General features: G+C 39.7%; 16 protein-coding genes and 1 tRNA gene. 12 read left to right on the forward strand and 5 right to left on the reverse strand.

All coding sequences use genetic code 11. The features are described from left to right. Positions 1-116: 116 nt before the first annotated feature. From ED557_08515 to ED557_08545, 7 genes are all read left to right on the forward strand, one after another. Positions 117-812 (forward strand): hypothetical protein, encoded by a 696-nt coding sequence (locus ED557_08515; protein ID RNC83806.1) that lies wholly within the window; start codon positions 117-119, stop codon positions 810-812. A 43-nt stretch (positions 813-855) separates the two neighbouring features. Beyond that, positions 856-932 (forward strand) — tRNA-Pro (locus ED557_08520). A gap of 71 nt (positions 933-1003) precedes the next feature. Then, the gene (locus ED557_08525) at positions 1004-2701 is read left to right on the forward strand and encodes a hypothetical protein (protein RNC83807.1); all 1698 of its coding nucleotides are present in this window, start codon (positions 1004-1006) and stop codon (positions 2699-2701) included. Between the two features lie 484 nt (positions 2702-3185). Continuing rightward, positions 3186-3545, forward strand: a complete 360-nt coding sequence (locus ED557_08530) for a VOC family protein (GenBank protein ID RNC83808.1) — start codon at positions 3186-3188, stop codon at positions 3543-3545. Positions 3546-3553: 8 nt separating this feature from the next. Continuing rightward, positions 3554-4948 (forward strand): alanine dehydrogenase, encoded by a 1395-nt coding sequence (locus tag ED557_08535; protein RNC83809.1) that lies wholly within the window; start codon positions 3554-3556, stop codon positions 4946-4948. Positions 4949-5093: 145 nt separating this feature from the next. Continuing rightward, positions 5094-5990, forward strand: coding sequence for an ABC transporter ATP-binding protein (locus ED557_08540; GenBank protein ID RNC83810.1), 897 nt, complete (start codon positions 5094-5096; stop codon positions 5988-5990). 2 nt (positions 5991-5992) lie between these two features. Next, positions 5993-9649, forward strand: a complete 3657-nt coding sequence (locus ED557_08545) for a hypothetical protein (GenBank protein ID RNC83811.1) — start codon at positions 5993-5995, stop codon at positions 9647-9649. 6 nt (positions 9650-9655) lie between these two features. On the opposite strand, the gene ED557_08550 is transcribed toward ED557_08545, so the two are convergent. Then, positions 9656-10492, reverse strand: a complete 837-nt coding sequence (locus tag ED557_08550; protein RNC83812.1) for a hypothetical protein — start codon at positions 10490-10492, stop codon at positions 9656-9658. A 10-nt stretch (positions 10493-10502) separates the two neighbouring features. After that, entirely contained in the window at positions 10503-11024 is a 522-nt protein-coding gene (locus tag ED557_08555; GenBank protein ID RNC83813.1) for a DUF2911 domain-containing protein, read from the reverse strand. Positions 11025-11223: 199 nt separating this feature from the next. Between ED557_08555 and ED557_08560 the strand changes: the two genes are divergently transcribed. Together ED557_08560 and ED557_08565 are read left to right on the forward strand one after the other, a co-directional pair. Then, the gene (locus ED557_08560; GenBank protein ID RNC83814.1) at positions 11224-11496 is read left to right on the forward strand and encodes a hypothetical protein; all 273 of its coding nucleotides are present in this window, start codon (positions 11224-11226) and stop codon (positions 11494-11496) included. Then, complete coding sequence (locus ED557_08565; GenBank protein ID RNC83815.1) at positions 11493-12770, forward strand: hypothetical protein; 1278 nt, start codon at positions 11493-11495, stop codon at positions 12768-12770. The genes ED557_08560 and ED557_08565 overlap by 4 nt, the downstream gene beginning before the upstream one ends. On the opposite strand, the gene ED557_08570 is transcribed toward ED557_08565, so the two are convergent. Both ED557_08570 and ED557_08575 read right to left on the reverse strand, forming a co-directional pair. Next, the gene (locus tag ED557_08570) at positions 12767-13822 is read right to left on the reverse strand and encodes a sugar phosphate isomerase/epimerase (protein RNC83816.1); all 1056 of its coding nucleotides are present in this window, start codon (positions 13820-13822) and stop codon (positions 12767-12769) included. The genes ED557_08565 and ED557_08570 overlap by 4 nt on opposite strands. 199 nt (positions 13823-14021) lie before the next feature. Continuing rightward, positions 14022-15182 (reverse strand): gfo/Idh/MocA family oxidoreductase, encoded by a 1161-nt coding sequence (locus ED557_08575; GenBank protein RNC83817.1) that lies wholly within the window; start codon positions 15180-15182, stop codon positions 14022-14024. 180 nt (positions 15183-15362) lie between these two features. Here ED557_08575 and ED557_08580 point away from each other — a divergent pair, with 180 nt between their 5' ends. From ED557_08580 to ED557_08590, 3 genes are all read left to right on the forward strand, one after another. Next, positions 15363-16130, forward strand: a complete 768-nt coding sequence (locus ED557_08580) for an alpha/beta hydrolase (GenBank protein RNC83818.1) — start codon at positions 15363-15365, stop codon at positions 16128-16130. Positions 16131-16167: 37 nt separating this feature from the next. Then, positions 16168-16797, forward strand: a complete 630-nt coding sequence (locus ED557_08585; protein RNC83819.1) for a DUF3052 family protein — start codon at positions 16168-16170, stop codon at positions 16795-16797. A gap of 71 nt (positions 16798-16868) precedes the next feature. Further along, positions 16869-17540 carry a DUF2461 domain-containing protein gene (locus tag ED557_08590; GenBank protein RNC83820.1) on the forward strand — a complete coding sequence of 224 codons (672 nt, stop codon included), beginning with the start codon at positions 16869-16871 and terminating at the stop codon, positions 17538-17540. Between the two features lie 7 nt (positions 17541-17547). Here ED557_08590 and ED557_08595 read toward each other — a convergent pair whose 3' ends face one another. Further along, complete coding sequence (locus ED557_08595; protein RNC83821.1) at positions 17548-19563, reverse strand: T9SS C-terminal target domain-containing protein; 2016 nt, start codon at positions 19561-19563, stop codon at positions 17548-17550.

The raw sequence follows: 19563 nt of genomic DNA on the forward strand, positions 1-19563 counted from the left end.
CACTCCTCGTCCCTTATTGATATTTTTATGTCCCTGAAATCGAGTCTAAATCCCTGACGTAAATCACTTAAAGCATGCCAGCGTAGTTTGTGCAAACTCAATTAAAGCACTTGACTATGCACGACATTCTACGATATACCCATGTACTTCTTGGAGCCCTTTGTTTGATCTCGGGTTTAATTCCTATGTTTTCAAAAAAAGGAGGGAAACTCCATCGCTTAAGCGGTAAGCTTTTTTTCTGGACCATGTTTGGCATTTTTGCTACCGCCCTGCTTATGATCTTCTTTTATCGATTCAATTACTTTCTTCTTGTTATCGCCGTATTCAGTTTTTATATGTGTTTCACTGGGTATAGAGTGTTGTACCGCAAGAAACCTGGTGAACAAAATTGGATTGATTGGACTGGAGCGATAATTACCACACTTGCAGGGCTATCTTTCCTATATCTGGCAGTAACACGATATATTGATTCAGGAAGTATCAAGCCTCTAATTATTCTGCTAACCGTATTTGGATTTCTTACCAGCTGGAGCGCCATTGAAGACATGATCATATTCCGAAAGAAGAATGTTGATGACAAACTTTGGTGGTTTTACCATCATATGTCTGCGTTTTGTGGAGCCTATATCGCAGCCGTCACCGCCTTTGCCGTACAGATGTCCGGAACTCACCTAGCTCATCTTGAATATGCATGGCTTTCCTGGATTCTTCCGGCTGCGCTAGGAACCCCGCTTATCTCCATTGCTAAGCGAAGATATATGAAGAAACATCAATCCAACAAACCCCCAATAAAAGCAAAAGCTGCTGGTTAAACTGGTTGAGTTTTCAGGAAAAGGATATGTATCTTTGAATATTCGAGGCGTGGCGTAGTCCGGTAGCGCACTCGGCTGGGGGCCGAGGGGTCGCAGGTTCAAATCCTGTCGCCTCGACAATTCATCAAATTAATTTGGAATATCGAAGGAGATAATGATAGATCTCCAAACCAATCAGTTGATAGGCTTCCATGAAACTATTCAAACCTTTCTTCGTTCTTTTTCTTTTTACAATAATTCTAAGCAGTACGAGCAGAGCGCAGATATCGCTGGTACCTGCCAATCACCCTGTCTATGAATGGTTGCATCATCAACGTGTTCTTGGAAACGCCCCCTCTTATAATTATGAAGTTCTCCCTCTTTCCAGGGGGGAGATATCAACCATCTTATCGGATATTGAAGAAGGAGAGCTTGGCTATTTTGATCGCAAACAATACGTAGCCTACTCGAAAGAATTTGATTTGGATTATCAAATAGAGAATTCACCGAATGATTTGTTAAAAACAGACGACAGGTCTGTTTCTACAATCCTCAAAAAGAAAGTTTCTCATTACCTTAGTGATGAGGAATCACACTTGTTTAGCTATAATGATTCTATATCAAATGTGGTTTTGGACGCCTGGTGGGGATACGGAAATATTGTTAATGAATCAGGAGGAGTTACTACTCAAGGTATTCATGACTTTAAAGGCTTTAGAGGATACGGAAGTCTGTATAACCTCATAGGTCTACATCTCGAGTACCAAAACTTTACTGAACTAGGTAGTGAAAGAGCTGTACAATATCATCCAGTTTTTGGAGATACTTTCTTCATATTACAAGGGAAATCATCTGGTTCTTATACCCAAAGTTTTGCATCTCTTGCATATGGCAAGCTTCGTTTCGATATCGGAAGAGGATCACTTAAGTATGGGCTGGGAGTCGATCAATCCTTGATCCTTTCGAGGCAGGCACCTGATTTTGATTGGATGAGACTCAATTGGAACTCCAAATATTTGAAAGTTTCATACATGCATGGTTCTATTCAAAGTCTGGGTACAGAAAATGAAACTATTACTGTAAATGATGAGGACTTCTTATCAAGGGTAACAACTCCAAGATGGATAGTATTGCGAAGATTCGAATTATTACCGTTCAGTTGGATCAGTATGATATATACTCAAACAGTTATATATAGTAACAGAAGTTTAGATTTTAGCCATTTAAACCCTCTTTACCTTGTTGACGTAGCAGAAGAGAATAATCAGGATCGAGATAACCCCGGTATAAATTTTGAAGGAATTATTAGACCATTCAAATCAGTCGAGTTATATGCGGGATTAGGAATGGATGATATAAACAAGGTCTCAGATGTGTTTAAAAAAACTGGAAATCGTTCTTCTGAAGATGCAGTTTTATCTTATCAGGCTGGGATTAGTACTTCTTATAAAACTGGTACCAGTGTTAATTTGGAATATTTCCGAATTGAACCCTACTACTATACGCATATATTCAGGTTTAATACCTATGAGAATTTCAATCAATCCTTAGGACATGACCTTGGCCCTAATAGCGATCAGGCGATGATAAAAATCCGGCAGTGGCTCCCAAAGCGTGCATGGGTAGAACTGGCCTTAAAAAGAATTCGAAAAGGGCTTAATGTGGTTGACGAAAACGGGGTATTAGTTCAAGATGTTGGGGGAGATATCTTTGAACCTCAGGGAGGAGGAGACGTTGTTCGTTTTTTAAGCGGAGATGTACATCATATTAACGAAATAGAAGTCAAGGCTCAGTTCGAACCAGTTCGTGCATTTATCATTAATTTTGAATTCAATAAATCCGATATCTCAAAAGGATTACAACTAAGTGATAGAGATTATTTCTCCGTTGGAATTCAAATTGGTTATTAAGTAATCGCATTATCTCTTAGTTCTTATCTGTAAAAATAGATAGACTACTATTCAAATTTCTCTTCCCGAGTTATCTATTCTCCCTTAATCTCAAAGGCATACATGGAGCTTTTGCAACAATTGTTAGTGGCGCTACTCTTGAAACTATCGAACCAATTACAATCAAACTAAATACTAATACAGAAACCTTTGGAAGATTTGAATTTGTAACGATCAAACATACTGTTACTCATATAGAAACTTCAGGCTGATTAGAATTAACCTTACTGCTGATTGTTTACTCAGATCCAAAAAAGGAAGGCATTCAGTAGACATAGAACTAAAAAATTAGACCCAACTTAAAAGGAATATTTACTGGTTCAATTACTACAATCATAACCTATTTATAGCTTTTATTCTGTACCCCAAGCCTTAATCGGATGATACCATTGAGGCTTTTTTATTTCCAGCCTACCTTTTTATTACCTTCTTGCAAAAAAGGATCATGATTAAAGGACTGCGAACGGTTATATATCCAGCGCCAAATCTACTTGAAGCAAAAAAATGGTATAGCAAGATTACTAAGCAAGAACCATATTTCGATGAAGATTATTATGTGGGATTTGATATTGGCGGTTATGAGCTTGGGTTAATTCCCGACCGAAAACCTGGGACTCAGGGTAGTATTGTTTATTGGGGAGTAAGCGATATAAATGCAACCTGGGAAATGTTAATTTCAGAAGGAGCTACAGCTGATGAGGAAATTATGCACGTGGGTGGAGAGGTTTATGTAGCGACAGTAATTGACCCTTTTGGTAACTTATTCGGAATCATACAAAATCCTAATTTCAAAGCTACAAACTAACTTGCTGTATGTATAAAATTATTGGTCTGGCTAAGGAAATCGAATCGCCAGAAAACCCTGGAGCTCTGGAAAAAAGAGTAGCACTTATCCCAAACGATGTAAAACAACTGATTGAGTACGGCTGCGAAGTTTTTGTAGAGTACGGAGCTGGAGAAGGGGTTGGCTTTTCTAATCAGGAATATGTAGATGCCGGAGCAAACCTGCAAAGCAATGCTGAGCTTTATCAAAACAAGGATCTCGTAATTAAATTCAAAGGTCCTGCTATGGAAAGTATTCCACTTATGAAGCCTGGGAGCACCTTGTTTTGTATGGCACATTTCAGTTCGTTTCCTGAGCGAGCAAAATTGTTAGAGAAACACCAGATTAATGTGGTAGCCATGGAATATGTGGTTCAGTCTCCGGAAAAACTCCCAAAGGAATTGGTACTGGGACTTATGGCGGCAGATAACTGCGTAGAAATGGATCTGCGAAGGGCCGGGGTTGATATGGATGAATTTCATGTAATCGGATATTCTGAACGAATGAGCGGGGTTATCCGGCGATTAATGAATCACTCTCCTTCCAAGCTTACACTTCATCCTTTGGATGTAGCTCCAGACGAGCTTGGCGATTTGCATAGCCACTCCGTCGTCGTTTTTGATTCTGAAATCTTTGAAGAAGCAGATTCTCTCGTAAACAAACTCGAAGGGCTTAATGTACGCTATTATGATGTCCATCCTTTCGTTGAGAATTATGGAAAAGAGGCTCTAAAATATTATCGAAAGGTAAATCCGGCTCCTAAGTTTGGAAAACGTAAGATCGAGGCCTTGCACGAAACGGGTAGGGCAGGTGCTCGGTATGGATTAAAACTACTTCATGAAGTCAGTGAGAAAGGAATGGAAGCTTCAGCGGCAACTGCTGTTATTCTTGGATATGGAAATGTAGGAATGGGCGCCATTCATGAGTGCTATGAAGCAGGAATTCGAACTATCAAAGTACTTGGTAAGGCTCATACCAAAACTGGTGAAATTGAATCCTATATTGAATCTGCTGATTTAATCGTCAATGGTGCTGAACAGCCTGCCCACCTTCGGGGGATAAATTATCTGGTGACCAGAGATCACACGAAAAGTTTGCTTGAAAAAGGAACAGTAGTCATCGACTTAATTGGTGGAAGTCCCACAAATAGAAGTGCCGTAGAAAATGTAATCGAATGCACTTACCTCACCGATCCATATTTTGAAGAAGATGGGATTCTTTTTTCTGCATTATGGGGATGGCCAATGATGGGCTTTATGAGAGAAACAGCTATTAAATACAGTGGGCAGATAGCAGATATCCTCATAGGTGAGGATCAATTCATTCAAGGTCTTGACCAATTGGCACCCGGAGTAGAGAAGGCGCTGGTTTGCGGTAAATTCTGACCCACTATTTCTATCTAATTTTTCAGAGCACTTATCATCAGATAGATTTGTATAAATACTACATAGTAGAGTTGTAATAATTCGTGCGACTTTGTGACTAATCATGTATTGTTGCACCTGATCATTCAAAACAAGTATCAACCTTATGAAACTGACTTTATCTAACATTTCGAAAACCTATAAAAATGGGGTAAGAGCCCTTGATAATGTTTCCGTGGAAATAGAAGCAGGAATGTTTGGATTACTTGGGCCAAATGGTGCAGGTAAATCTACCCTAATGAGAACGGTAGCTACTCTCCAGGAGCCAGATTCCGGCACTGCTTTTTTGGATGATTTGGATATCCTCAACAATCAGATTGAACTTCGTAAAGTACTAGGCTATTTACCTCAATCTTTTGGTGTCTATCCCAAGATGAGCGCTGAGGACTTATTGGACTATTTTGCCAAACTGAAGGGAATTTCCAGTAAAGCTGAACGAAATAAAATTGTTCACGCAGCGCTTGAGGTAACCAATCTTTTTGAAGTAAGAAGAAAAAATGTAGCGGGTTATTCCGGGGGGATGAAACAGCGCTTTGGAATCGCTCAACTCTTATTGAATAACCCAAAGCTCATTATCGTGGATGAACCTACCGCTGGTCTTGACCCCGCTGAACGAAATCGCTTTTTGAATGTACTCCGGGAAATTGGAACCAATAATATTGTGATTTTCTCTACCCATATTGTGGATGACGTGAAAGAACTCTGTACTGATATGGCCATTATGAACGGGGGTAAAATCCTGGCTCATCAAACGCCGGAAGAATCTACTAAACAACTGGAAGGTCAAATCTGGACAAAGAATATCCAACGGGAAGAACTGGAAACCCATGAAGCTTCTTTTAATGTGATCTCTTCCAACTTCAACCAGGATAACAGCCTTAACATCCGGGTACACAACCTAACCAAACCTGACGAAAGCTTTTCTGCAAAAAAACCTGAGCTAGAAGATGTCTACTTTGTCACTCTTCACCAGGATCAACAAACCGTTGAAGCAGGAGCTTAATCATGTTCTTCAATATTTTTTGGTTTGAAATAAAGGCCTGGTTCAAGAAACCACTTTTCTACATTTATTCAGGAGTAATGTTCCTGCTTTCTGTATTCATAATGGCGACCGCAGCGGGAATCTTTGAGGGTATTACAGCAAGCATTAACTCAGTAACTATTGTCAATTCTCCTATTGCCATAAATGGTATTCTTAATGAGATGACCTTATTTATTTACTTCCTGCTTCCTTCGATTATTGGTGGGACTATTTATAAGGATTTCCAACATGAGATGTACTCCATAACTTTTTCCTATCCATTTAGGAAGTGGGAGTACCTGTTTGCAAAGTTTTTAAGTGGGATGACTATTGCGCTCATCGTCGTTGTAATTACAGCCATAGGTATTATGCTTGGTTCGGTGATGCCTGGTACTAATCCAGACCTTTTAGGGCCATTCCGATTGATGAGCTATTTGCAGTCATTCATCATGTTTATCATCCCGAATATCTTCTTCTATGGAGCTATTGTTTTTGCGGTAGTAACTTTTATGAGAAGCGTAAGTGTGGGCTTCCTGGCTGTGCTTGTTCTCATAATCGTTCAGACTGTAGCGAACCTACTCAGTATAAGATTAGATAATGAACTACTTTCAGCAATGATTGACCCATTTGGAGCCCAGTCATTGAATTACTATACCCAATACTGGACGATCTATGAGCAAAATGAAAATATGCTTCCTTGGGAAAATATTATCATTTACAATCGGTTGCTTTGGTCTGGAATTGGTGTAATTATTTTTGGACTGGTTTACTACAGCTTTAGCTTCAGTCAGCAGGCATTTAGTTTTAGCTTCTTCAAAAAGCCTGGTGAGGTAGTAACAAAGAAAAACTTCGGAAGCATACTCGCTGTGCAACTCCCCAAAGTATCTTTCAATCATACATTTACTCAGCATCTGAAGCTTGCATGGAGCACTTCTAATACTGATTTAAAGTATATCATAAGAGGATGGCCGTTCATTATCATTGCTATTATCGGAGTACTAATATCTTTATTAACTATTACTCTTGGTGGTGAAATCTATGGAACAGATACTCTTCCGGTTACCTGGCAAATGCTTGAACTACCCGGCACCTTTTTTGGTCTGTTCATCAACCTACTCACCTTTTTGTATGCTGGAATCTTACTACATCGAGCAAGGACGTATAAAGTAGATCAGCTGCTTCATTCCACTCCAATTCCCAATTGGTCGTTATTACTATCCAAATTTTTTGCATTGGTGAAAATGCAGGCCTTGCTTCTTGGAACCATAATGCTTGTTGGTATTGGAGTACAAATGTTTAATGGCTACTTCAAATTTGAGATCGGTCAATACCTTTTCAATCTGTATGGAATTGAACTTATTCATGTTGTCATTTGGGGCTTACTAGCCATTTTTATTCATACTTGGTTCAAAAATTATTACATAGGATTCTTCCTTCTACTATTAATCTCTATTGGTTTGACCTTTATTGATGGCATCGGTATTGAACAGGATATATTTAAGTACAATAGTGGGCCTAATGCCAACTATTCCGATATGAACGGCTATGGTAGCTCCCTGGGGATTTATTTCGTGTATAAAATCTACTGGCTATTACTTGGTATTAGTATGTACATCCTATCCATTCTTTTCCTGAACCGAGGATTAGCAGATCGATTCAAGGGGCGCTGGGTAAAGGCTAAAAAAGAATTCTCTCCGGTATTATCTTCCCTACTCGTATTCTCGTTTGGAGCTTTCCTCTTCATAGGCGGTTACATTTATTATGTCAATAACATTGAAAATGAGTACCTCACTTCTAAAGAATGGGAAGCCCGGCAAGCTCAGTGGGAAATTAATTATGGAAAATATGAACATATCCCTCAACCCAGAATTGTAAGTGCGAATATTGATCTTGATATCTATCCTGAAACGAGAGACTTCAAAGCAAAGGGAACCTATATCCTAAAGAATAAAACGCCTTTTGCCATCGATTCTATCCATATAGATCACAGCAGCAGAGAAACCAACTTTGATTTCGAAGCCGACTATGAACTGGTTATGGAAGATGATTCCATGAACTATGACATCTTCCAACTGGCTGAGCCACTTCAGCCCGGAGACTCTCTTGTATTCAATTTCGAAGTATGGAATGCTCCAAATACCATTCTTAGAAATAACTCCCCGATTCTGAACAACGGAACATTTATCAATAATGGGCTCTTCCCCAGAATTGGATATAACCCACAAAGTGAGTTGATTGGAGAAGATTCCCGGGAAAAGTTTGGACTTCCTCCTAAAGAACGAATGGCTCCGCAAACTGATAGTGCCTCCCTTCAGAATAACTACATCTCCTACGATGCAGACTGGATTGATTTCGAAACCACTATTAGTACCTCTCCCGACCAAATAGCAGTTGCTCCAGGGTATTTGCAAAAAGAATGGGAGGAAGATGGACGTCGCTATTTCCATTACAAAATGGATAGTAAGATGCTCAACTTCTACTCTTTCATGTCTGCTCGTTTTGAAGTAGCCCGTGATACATGGAATGGATTGCCTATTGAGATCTACTACCACAAGGATCACGACTATAATATCGACCGGATGATCAAAGGGGTACAACGAGGCCTGGACTATTTCACAGAAGAATTCAGTCCTTACCAACATAAGCAGGTTCGCATCCTGGAATTCCCTCGAACCAGTGGGGGCTTCGCTCAGTCCTTTGCCAATACCATTCCTTATTCAGAGGCTATTGGGTTCATCGCTAAAGTTGACGATGAAAATGAAGATGGCGTCGATTATCCCTTTAGTATAACCGCACATGAAGTAGCTCACCAGTGGTGGGCACATCAGGTGATCGGAGCCAATGTTCAGGGAGCTACAGTAATGTCTGAAAGCATGTCGGAATACAGTTCCTTAAAAGTTTTGGAAAAGGAGTACGGTGAAAACCAGATGCGCATTTTCCTTAAAGATGCTCTTGATAGTTATCTCACTGGTCGTGCGTTGGAAGGAACAAGAGAGCGACCCCTGATTTACAATGAGAACCAACAATACATTCATTACAACAAAGGTTCATTAGTGCTTTATGCCTTAAGCGATTACATCGGAGAATCGGTAATGAATGAAGCCCTTAGCCGGTATATTGACGCTGTTGCTTTCCAGGACGCTCCATATACCACTGCCACCGAATTTACTGCCTTTTTAAAAGAAGCTACCCCTGATTCGTTGAAGTACTTGATTGATGATATGTTCAAAACTATCACCTTGTATGACAACGGAGTAAAAGAAAGCAATTTCTCAGAAACCGAAGATGGTAAATATGAGGTCGAACTTACGGTGCAAACAGTAAAGTACGCCAATAGTGAACGAGGGAAGCGTATTTATACAGATGCGAATGGAGATAGCTTAAGCCTGGAAGTAGAAGGGAGATCCCGACCGGTGCTTTCTCTCCCACTGCAAGACTGGATTGATGTTGGCGTTTTTGCAACAGATGAAGATGGAAAAGAAAAAGTGCTTTACCTGAAAAAGCATAAGTTCGATTCAATTGAAACCACGCTTACTATTATTGTAGATGAAGAACCTATTTCAGCAGGTATAGATCCATATAACAAGCTAATTGATACTGTTTCAGATGACAATCGAAGGCCAGTAAGGAAGGAAGATTAACTGGACTCAGTCTTCCGTACCTTCAAGTAACTTTTGAAGATCATTACTAGTATTTTTGTCGATTACGTCGATTAGCTTATCGTTGTCAAAATTGTATAGCTTAATCACCGAAGGTTCATAGGCCTCATCATACCTACCATCTTTATTATGATCTATGCCAAATTGTATTAACAGATCTGTGGTGTTCTCTACAAAATTGAAGTATTGAACATCTAAACCTTCAATAGAAATATTCCTGAGCTCTCCTTCTGAAAACGAATACAGGTACAGAGATTTCATATCTCTAAGATTTATAACACCATCTCTGAAAGTATCTTCCGAAGATGCCTTCATTAGAACTATGATATCTTCATTAATATAATTTGTATTAATCTCTCCGAAGTTCACCCGCTTATCAAAGAGCTTTGAAATTGTTTTATTCTTTTGGTCATAAATCAAGAGGTTATTGAAAGAACCATATATACTACTTGAATATCTCCTGTCAATTTTTCCCTGTGGATATCCAGCCATATCGAATAGTCCATATATATCCGGATCAATGAATTCTGCAGCGTTTAGTGTCTTATGTTTTACTGGAATCAAGTACTTGAGATTTAGGGTATCTACCAGGCTGGGAAAATCATATGAAACAACCTGAAGGCGCTTATTTTCCTCCTGAAGTTCTTCAATCCGTTCTTCCGAAAGTATTCCAGGCTCGTCATCTCCCGAATCTAACATCCATTTTATCTCTGAAACCCCCATAATAATTACTAATATCAAAACTGCGAAAGCAATTAGGGTCATTATAGTACCAAGAAGGGCCAGTAACTTCTGATTGTAATTTTTAAGCTTTTCATTACTCATATCAGTTTTGTTATAGTCTAATAACTAAAGGAATTACCGTGCTTCCCCAATGAAACCTCAATATCGCTGAATCTTCGGTTACTTCCGGAAAGTAAAAAGCCAGCACTTCCATATGAACTCCTTCTTCAGGAATAGCAGTAATTCTTAATTCGTCTTCACCTTCCGGGTATCTGCTGTGCCAGGCATCCCACTGATTACTAAAGATCACCGTCCATTCGGTTTCTCCTGGGATAGTCCATACACTGTACTTTCCTTTCTTCAGTTCGCTTCCATTTATGGAAACATCTTCTGAAAACTCAATGGTAGTAGCTTCGTTAGCGCCGGGCATCCAAACCTTGTCATAGTTCACAATGCCTTCATCACCAAATAGTACTCTTCCTCGTGCTACCGGGCGGTGATACTCAATACTTATCATAGTTTGAGCAATTTGCTGAGAAACGGTTCCTTTCTGGCTTTTCCGCACTGATTGGGCATTAGCAAGATCAGTTACTAATAGCCCTAGTAAAAGAGTAAAATAAATGGTGCCTTTCATAGACAGGTTTTTTTGAATTGCGAATATGTTCGACGTTCAGAATATAGACTTCGCGGTTACATAAGATCAATCCGCCTCAGCTATTAGTTGTAAAACCGTACCTTATTTTTTTAGGATAATATTTAGAAATAACAAGTCCTTGCATGTTATTATTTATTTGATATATTCTTCCGTCAATACGAATAAATAAGGGTATATAATGGCTTGGTTAACACGGGATGAGGTTAAGGATATAGTATGTGATTCCTTAAACGAAATTGGAAATTTTAATGGGGACTGTGAAGAGATTTTGATTGCAGAAATTGAGGATGTATATAAGCTTGATTTTTGTGATGCAATTCAGAATCGCATGGATGAAAGGGGTTTCGAAGTAGATCTATCCCTCAATGATGATACGTCTGGGATAAATAATATGAATAAGATTAGTTCTCTTATTGATTATGTCAGAGTAAATCAAATGAGAGCAATATGAAAGCTAAAATCTTATTTAATGTAATTCTTTTGGTGTTAGTTTTCATACCAGGGATTACATACGCCCAAAATGAAGTCATTTCATCGGATCTAAGTTTTTCAACCGTTATTCGAACACCAGGTAAAAGTAGTAGTAGTGAACCTCCTTCATTTACCATCAAATTTACCATTAATGATATGCCTAATGATAGGTCTCTTAAAGATCCTAAAGATTATGACGAAGATGAACTGGATATGCTTGACCTGTATGCAAAAATTCAAGTCGAAAGAAAAAATTCTGAATTAGGAACTCCATATGTTGCTCCCTCGTCTAAAGAGCGCTTAACCGTTGGACCAAACTCCTTCAATATAATCTATGAGGTTTCTTCGAAACAGGACGTTGAATGGTATGCTCAAGACCCAAATTATATTAAGCCACATGCAAAAGAGGATATCGAACTTTTGCTTGATAATGATCAAATCCTAATAATCAAAAAAGAAGCCTTTAATACTCTGGATTTCTCGTCCTTTGTACTATTAAATGATACTCAAAGAGAAGATTTGCTAGATGCACTTGGAGGGTTTAAATCCATCTACTATGATCGTTTTGACGCTGGCTGGAGAGACTCTGGCTCTGACTCATTAAATGGCAATGGCTATATAGACTTTGCAAAGTCATTTAATCTATTCAATACGGAAAATCTCTTTCTCTTCCTAGAAGTAGAAGGTTTGCTATCGACAGATATTGATGATATTTCCTCATACTTGAAAATTTCTCCAGTCAGTTTTAACTATAAAAAAATTCACTTGGATGCTTCTTATCAAACAAGTTTGGATTCAGATGAACAAAGAATACTTGGGAGAGTTTCTTTACGAGGCTTGATTAAAGACAATCCACTGGATAGTTATGTAAGTCAACTTTCGAAAGGTTATAACAGACTTCGTTTAAAACCTTACTTTAATGCAGGAGTTTCAGCGATATATTATACCCAATCGGATGATTCTGAGTTGAGTGAGGGTCAATTCTTGGAACCCTATTTTGATTTCTTATATATAGTTCCGATTTCAGAAAAGTATACAGCCCGATTTGATACGTATTTGTTCTGGCGATCGGAGAGAAATAAACTTGACTTCATTTCTGATAACATTAAAGTTCAAGGCACTTTACAGCTCAGTTATGGAATAGGAACAGACGCCGAAATAGTAGGTAAATATTCCTACGGAACCTTTGGATTAACTAATGAGATTGATAATAGACTTATGATCGGTTTCTTGATGGACATATTGAGTAATTAATCAATCCCCAAAATCTTACGATTTGTAGCTTCATCCACTTCGCCGCCAGCAAAATCATCAAAGGCTTTTTCGGTTACTTTAATAATATGGGCTTGAATGAATGGAGCTCCTTCTTCTGCTCCTTGCTCTGGTGATTTGATACAGCATTCCCATTCCATTACCGCCCAGCCGTCATACCCATACTGACTTAATTTGGAGAAAATGGCTGCGAAGTCAATTTGTCCATCTCCTAGCGAACGGAATCGGCCAGGCCGATCCGCCCATCCCTGATATCCCCCATACACTCCCGATTTACCTGTGGGATTGAACTCGGCATCCTTAACGTGGAACATGCGGATGTACTCATGATAAAAGTCGATATGCTGGAGATAATCCAGTTGCTGAAGCACATAATGGCTCGGATCATACAACATCTTAACCGAACTATGATTTCCGGTAGCTTCCAGGAACCGCTCGAATGTCACGCCATCGTGCAAATCTTCTCCCGGATGAATTTCATAGCATACCTCTACACCTTCCTCCTTACAATGATCAAGAATTGGCATCCATCGTTTTGCTAATTCTTCAAAAGCATTTTCAACCAGACCAGCCGGGCGTTGTGGCCACGGATACACAAAGGGCCAGGCCAACGCTCCCGAAAAGCTCGCCATTACATTTATACCAAGATGTTTACTTGCAGTTGCGGCGTACTTCACTTGCTGCTTTGCCCATTCAGTTCGCTCATTGGGTTTCCCCTGAAGATTGTCGGGAGCAAAGGCATCAAACATGGTATCAAAGGCGGGATGAACAGCTACTAATTGCCCCTGTAAATGCGTAGAAAGTTCGGAGATTTCCAGCCCTGCTTCATTTACAACACCTTTTATTTCATCGCAATAATCTTTACTGGTTCCGGCTTTTTCAAGATCGATTACCCGACCGTCCCAACTTGGAATTTGAACCGCTTTATATCCCAACCCTGCTGCCCATTCACATATGCTTTTTAAATTATTGAAGGGCTCAACGTCATCCATGAATTGCGCCAAAAAAATTGCTGGTCCTTTGATTGTCTTCATCTCATTTATCTCCTAAAATTTGTTTCAATACTTTTATTCTACTTCGTCTAATGAAAAATTTAAAATGTCTAACATTTGCGAGGAGTGAATACGACGAAGCAATCTCAGTATTTAAACATTAACCGGAGATTGCTTCTCCCGACATTCGTCGGGATCGCAAAGGTTCTATTTAAATCTTTCATTTTGAATTTTTAATTCATTAGTGTTCTACGTTGATCCAAACATTACCTTTTTCGGTAGATTCTACTATCGCATCTACCATACTCATTCCATGAACTCCTTCATCAATCTCGGGATAATCATACACTTCCATATCGTGATTTTCTCCTGCATTATGAGCTCGAACATGCATGGCAAAATTTCTATAAATGTTCGCGAAAGCTTCTAAATATCCCTCTGGATGACCCGCTGGAGTTCTTGAATTCGCCTGAGCTGCTTCAGATACATAACCTGTTCCGGCTCGATATTCTTCAGCAGGTTTGTCCGTCCAGCTAACCAATAATGTATTTGGATCGCGTTGTGTCCAGGTCACTCCTCCTTTCTCACCATACACCCGGACTTTAATTGCATTTTCTTCTCCAGCAGAAATTTGAGAAACGGATAATACTCCGGGAATTCCACCTTCAAATTCTAACAGAGCATTTGCGTCATCGTCCAGCAACCTCCCGGGAACTACTTTTGAAAGCTGGGACAACACTTTTGTAATGTTTAATCCGGACACATACTCAGCCATATTAGCTGCATGTGTACCAATATCCCCATAGGCTCCACTCTTTCCGGAACGGGAAGGATCTGTTCTCCATGCAGCCTGCTTTTGATCAGAATCTTCCAGTTTTTCAGATAGCCATCCTTGCGGATACTCGACAGAAATTTTTCTTACTGCTCCAAATTTTCCGGACTTCACCAATTGCCTGGCCTCTTTCACCATTGGGTAACCTGTATAAGTGTGAGTAAGTGCAAAGGGCAAACCTGTTTCCTTAACCTTATCACGAATAGCGAAAGCTTCTTCCATATTGAAGCAAAGGGGTTTATCAATGATAACGGGAAAGCCATGATCAAGAGCCATAATCGCAGGATCTGCGTGAACATGGTTAGGAGTAACAATCGACACAATATCCATTCGTACATCTTCAGGAAGTGCTGCTTCTTTTTCGATCATTTCTTTATACGAACCATATACCCGAGATGGATCCAGAAACAATTCCTCTCCGGTCTTTTTTGATTTTTCAGGACTACTGCTGAAGGCACCACATACTAACTCAATTTGCCCATCCAGGTTTGCTGCAAGTCGGTGTACTGCTCCAATAAAAGCACCTACACCGCCACCTATCATCCCCATTCTCAACTTACGATTATTCATTCCGATCTAATTCAGGTTTTAGGTTTATCAATTAGGGCGAGCAAGTAATGAAGAAAGACACAATTTTAAAAGCAGAGAATTTTTTTCTTGAGCAGTATTTCTTCACAAAAGATAATGATGGAGCATTTCTAACCTTTTTCAATTCGAAACGTAGTTGTCCGAATTCATTCATGCTCATTTATGTTAAAGAAAAGCTTACGAAAAAGAATCCGGTATTTTCTGTTCATCTTTTGGACTGCAGTGGTTATATGGATGTTTTTTCAAATGCAGGCCACGGGTTATGACGACTCAATCCTTCAATCAAACTCGTCGGTGATGGTTGAAAACTCTTCGGAGTACATTAAGTTTATTCCGGTTTCAGCTTCAGTAAACTCCGGATATTCTAGTGCTTTACTTTTTTATCCCGGAGCTTTGGTTCAGGCTGAGGCATATGCACCCTATGCAAGACAATTAGCAGAGAAGGGATATCCGGTAATTATTCAGAAGATTCCTTTCCGACTAGCCTTTACAGAAAAGTTGAAAACATCGGTGTTCGAAAAGACGGTAGAGCTTTTTTCAAGCTATCCTGATTCCGTTAAATGGGTTCTGGCAGGACACTCAAAAGGTGGAGCTATGGCTTCCGATTTCTCGAGCATTCATCCTGAAGAAATTTCCGGACTCCTGCTCATCGGCACATCACATCCCAGAGAAGTAGATTTGACTAGCTTAGACATTCCAATTACGAAAGTTTATGGAAGTGAAGATGGCCTGTCATCGGTTAAAGAAGTTGAAGATTTCTCAGTGAATCTTCCTGAGCATACTTCGTTTGTTTTAGTTGAAGGGGGAAACCACTCTCAGTTTGGCTATTATGGAATACAACTTGGCTCAGGCACCGCCTCCATTTCTCAGGAGAATCAGCAACGTCAATTGCTCGATGCATCTCTAGAATTACTCTTGAACTTGAATTAAATAGATCATACTCTGCTTGGAGAAACCCAACCTGAGTATGTCAAATCCCTTATTCAAAAAATTACAGCTCAAAGATGATTATTCAGTGCTTTTGATGAACTCGAACCCGGGCGTTCATCCTCTGTTTGATGGAATTCGCATTGAGTTTTCATCCGCTGATGATGAGCATTTTGACTCCGTAATTCTCTTCACTAAAAATGAATCTGAGCTCAGAGAATGGATTCCCAAGGCTGCCGATAGACAAAAGAAGGAAGGCCAGCTGTGGCTTTCTTACCCCAAGAAATCCGGGAGTATTGATACAGACTTAAGCCGTGATAATACCTGGGGAGCGGTAAAGGCATTTGGACTTGAACCAGTAAGGTTAATCTCTCTGGATGAAGATTGGTCAAGTATGAGGCTGGTCAGCAAAGCTGGCCGGAAAACACCTTCAAAATTTGGACAAGACCCACCTGGAGTAGACCGAAAAACCAAAACGGTTATTCCTCCCGAAGACCTTGCCAAAGCACTTGAAGTAAATCCCGAGGCAAAGGCCTTTTTTGAATCAATAGCTTACACCCATAAACGCGAATATGTGGCCTGGATTTATGAGGCCAAAAAAGAAGAAACCCGACAACGCCGGATCGCAAAAACCATTGAGCTACTAACAGAAGGCAAAAAGACCCGGTAATCCCAAAACCAACCTGCCTATACCTTAGATTTTAGGCTTTCGAACACATTTTAGATCTTAGAGAAAAAAATATGGAAAGCATACGACCCGGTACCTATCAATTTCTATCTGAGTTAAAAGAGAACAATAACCGCGAGTGGTTTACCGAGAACAAGCCTCAATACCAACAAGCGCATGCGAATATTGCTAATTTCCTGGAAGGGCTTATTGATGAGATGAAAAAGATAGATAACATTGAAAATGAGTCTGGAAAAAAATCGATGTTCAGGATTTATCGGGATGTGCGTTTTTCGAAAGATAAATCTCCCTATAAAACTCACCTGGCTGGTTTTCTTAAACGATCGACCAAATGGTTGAGGGGAGGATATTATATCCATTTCACTCCCGGAGGTACTTTTGTGGGATGCGGGTTTTGGCAACCGAATAAGGACGATTTAAAATTAATTAGAGAAGAGCTAGCCCACGACGCTCAACCGCTGCGATCTATCATGGAGGAAACCACCTTTAAACAAACATTTGGGGAGCTTAAAGGAGATACCGTTGCTACAGCGCCAAGAGGCTATGATAAAGATCACCTAAATATCGACTTAATTCGATATAAGTCGTTTTATTTTGAGCACAAGTTCACTGATGAAGAAGTGTTTTCTGAAGATTTTGTTTACGAAGTTACCAAGACCTATCTCACAGTTCGACCTTTCTTTGACTATATGAGTGAGGTATTAACAAGACATTATGAGGAATAAGCTACTCCTACTTAATCAAGGTTAATTTTCTGGTAAATACTTGTCCGGCAACTTCAAGACGGTATATGTAAATCCCACTTGAAAGACTACCTGCGTCAAATTGAACAGAGTGTATCCCGGCATTATAATTTTGATCTGAAATCAGAGTCTGAACTTTTCTTCCTGTGATGTCAAGTACTTCCAGTGTTACTGCGCCTGATCTGGAAAGACTAAACTCAATGTTGGTAGTTGGGTTAAACGGGTTTGGGTAGTTTTGAGATAGAGATATTTCGGTTGGTACTACCTGAGGACCATCTTCTTCTGAGTTAGTTAGGAACATGGATTGTCCATAATCACTTTCATAAATGGCCTTTGCTTGCTCAACTTTTACAAATAATTCCTCTTCCGTGGCGGCAAAAACTAAAGCTGTTATGAAATACATACTTGAATTTACTTTCAATTCAATGGGACCTGTTCCAAAGATTACAAACGGTTCGTCGTTTTGCGGGCCCGGTACTATAAACCTGTTTGAAAGTTGATTCTCATAAATCTGATTGAACAACCATGTATCATCCCTCAAATTATTACCTGACTCAAAAAAAGGACGTGTATCTACATCAAAAAAAGATATGTCGCGATTCTCTGACTCTAACATATCCAACTCACCAAAATTTGGCTCTCCCTTAGTTGGTATCCCATCTGCCTCACCTTCATCCGGTCCCGGATAATTTTCATCTGTTGGACCCAAGCCATCACGACCAACATCATCTTGCAGTGGTTCATCAGAGTCTTGTACGCCGTTCTTATTCAAATCATCATAGGCAATCCAATCCATATCTTCATCTCCTGTCCACCAACGCTCATTCCTATATGCAGGAAACTCATCCAAATCAATGTGAAGCTGGTTAAAGCGCTCCATATTGTAGTTTTGATTCAAATATGTATCGATAGCAGATTTCCCAACCAAATATTCACCAGGGTCATTAAACTTGGATTCATCTATGATCCCGTCATTGTCATCATCGATACCATTACTCTCATCTAAGGAATGCTCAAGAAGCAAAATTCCTACTACACCCAGATCATAACTCTGTCCGTATGTACTAATACCTAATCCGTCATCATCCTTCAAAATTATCAGATTTTCCTCTTCAATCAGTTCTATATCATCATCATTTTCTTCATTGCCTAATCCCACATCAACGATTTGAGCAGTCCACACCTCCTTCAAATCTTTCTCACTAACATTAGTTGTTCGATAATGTGTAAACAACATATCCTTAGCAATTTGGTCAGCAAACTGGAACGTTCTTACCTCTGTTTGAATACCTAATCCACCTATTGTTGAATCACTTGGAATTGGATAATATACTCCAAGTTCACTATGAGGTCCATCCGTCTCTAAGCCAAACAAGTATTCATAATCAGAAAGGTCATCCATTACATAAAAAGTCTCCTGAGCCCCATTCACTATTCCTTTACCGCGATATCCGTTCCAAACTCCTTCCCATCCTGAATCTGTTTGATCTAATCGATCTGGCCAAAATGTTGGCCAGGAACTTTTATCCGTAGATGTTGCAGGTATTGGATTAGGTGTTAAAGTAGTTGGGTCTAATCGATTTGGATTATGGAACCCATTCAATGGCGTCCAGGCCCACAAATTTCCATTATATGGGCTAATTCGTTTTCCAAATTCCTTGTAATTAATAATTACAGGTGTAAGTGTGGTATCAGTTGCTCCTTCTCCAAAATAAGCTTCCCATTTTGCTCTTTCTCCGGGAACCCTGCCAGCTATAATGAAACCCATTCCATCTATATGCTTACTCCCACCATCTGGCCAAAACCCCCAGGGGAAATCTCCCCACCTGGAATGTTCCCCATGATTGCGGAAATTAGTAGAAATTTCATTTCCATATAAAACACCACGAGCTTGATTCTCCCAAGCTCCCCGATACTCTGGTGGTATGGATGACTGAGCAAATATTGAAAAAGAAACACCAAACAGAAATAGGCTGGCAAATACTATAGGCTTAAAAAATATCAT

It is taken from the genome of Balneola sp., assembly GCA_003712055.1.
Taxonomy (GTDB): Bacteria; Bacteroidota; Rhodothermia; order Balneolales; family Balneolaceae; genus RHLJ01.

Excerpts from the sequence above, each read along its gene's own strand:
- ED557_08580 (RNC83818.1), top strand. The coding sequence starts at position 15,363 with ATGTTAAAGAAAAGCTTACGAAAAAGAATCCGGTATTTTCTGTTCATC.
- ED557_08570 (RNC83816.1), bottom strand. The coding sequence starts at position 13,822 with ATGAAGACAATCAAAGGACCAGCAATTTTTTTGGCGCAATTCATGGAT.
- ED557_08595 (RNC83821.1), bottom strand. The coding sequence starts at position 19,563 with ATGATATTTTTTAAGCCTATAGTATTTGCCAGCCTATTTCTGTTTGGT.
- ED557_08540 (RNC83810.1), top strand. The coding sequence starts at position 5,094 with ATGAAACTGACTTTATCTAACATTTCGAAAACCTATAAAAATGGGGTA.
- ED557_08590 (RNC83820.1), top strand. The coding sequence starts at position 16,869 with ATGGAAAGCATACGACCCGGTACCTATCAATTTCTATCTGAGTTAAAA.
- ED557_08560 (RNC83814.1), top strand. The coding sequence starts at position 11,224 with ATGGCTTGGTTAACACGGGATGAGGTTAAGGATATAGTATGTGATTCC.
- ED557_08575 (RNC83817.1), bottom strand. The coding sequence starts at position 15,182 with ATGAATAATCGTAAGTTGAGAATGGGGATGATAGGTGGCGGTGTAGGT.
- ED557_08530 (RNC83808.1), top strand. The coding sequence starts at position 3,186 with ATGATTAAAGGACTGCGAACGGTTATATATCCAGCGCCAAATCTACTT.
- ED557_08585 (RNC83819.1), top strand. The coding sequence starts at position 16,168 with ATGTCAAATCCCTTATTCAAAAAATTACAGCTCAAAGATGATTATTCA.
- ED557_08565 (RNC83815.1), top strand. The coding sequence starts at position 11,493 with ATGAAAGCTAAAATCTTATTTAATGTAATTCTTTTGGTGTTAGTTTTC.
- ED557_08515 (RNC83806.1), top strand. The coding sequence starts at position 117 with ATGCACGACATTCTACGATATACCCATGTACTTCTTGGAGCCCTTTGT.
- ED557_08555 (RNC83813.1), bottom strand. The coding sequence starts at position 11,024 with ATGAAAGGCACCATTTATTTTACTCTTTTACTAGGGCTATTAGTAACT.
- ED557_08525 (RNC83807.1), top strand. The coding sequence starts at position 1,004 with ATGAAACTATTCAAACCTTTCTTCGTTCTTTTTCTTTTTACAATAATT.
- ED557_08545 (RNC83811.1), top strand. The coding sequence starts at position 5,993 with ATGTTCTTCAATATTTTTTGGTTTGAAATAAAGGCCTGGTTCAAGAAA.
- ED557_08550 (RNC83812.1), bottom strand. The coding sequence starts at position 10,492 with ATGAGTAATGAAAAGCTTAAAAATTACAATCAGAAGTTACTGGCCCTT.
- ED557_08535 (RNC83809.1), top strand. The coding sequence starts at position 3,554 with ATGTATAAAATTATTGGTCTGGCTAAGGAAATCGAATCGCCAGAAAAC.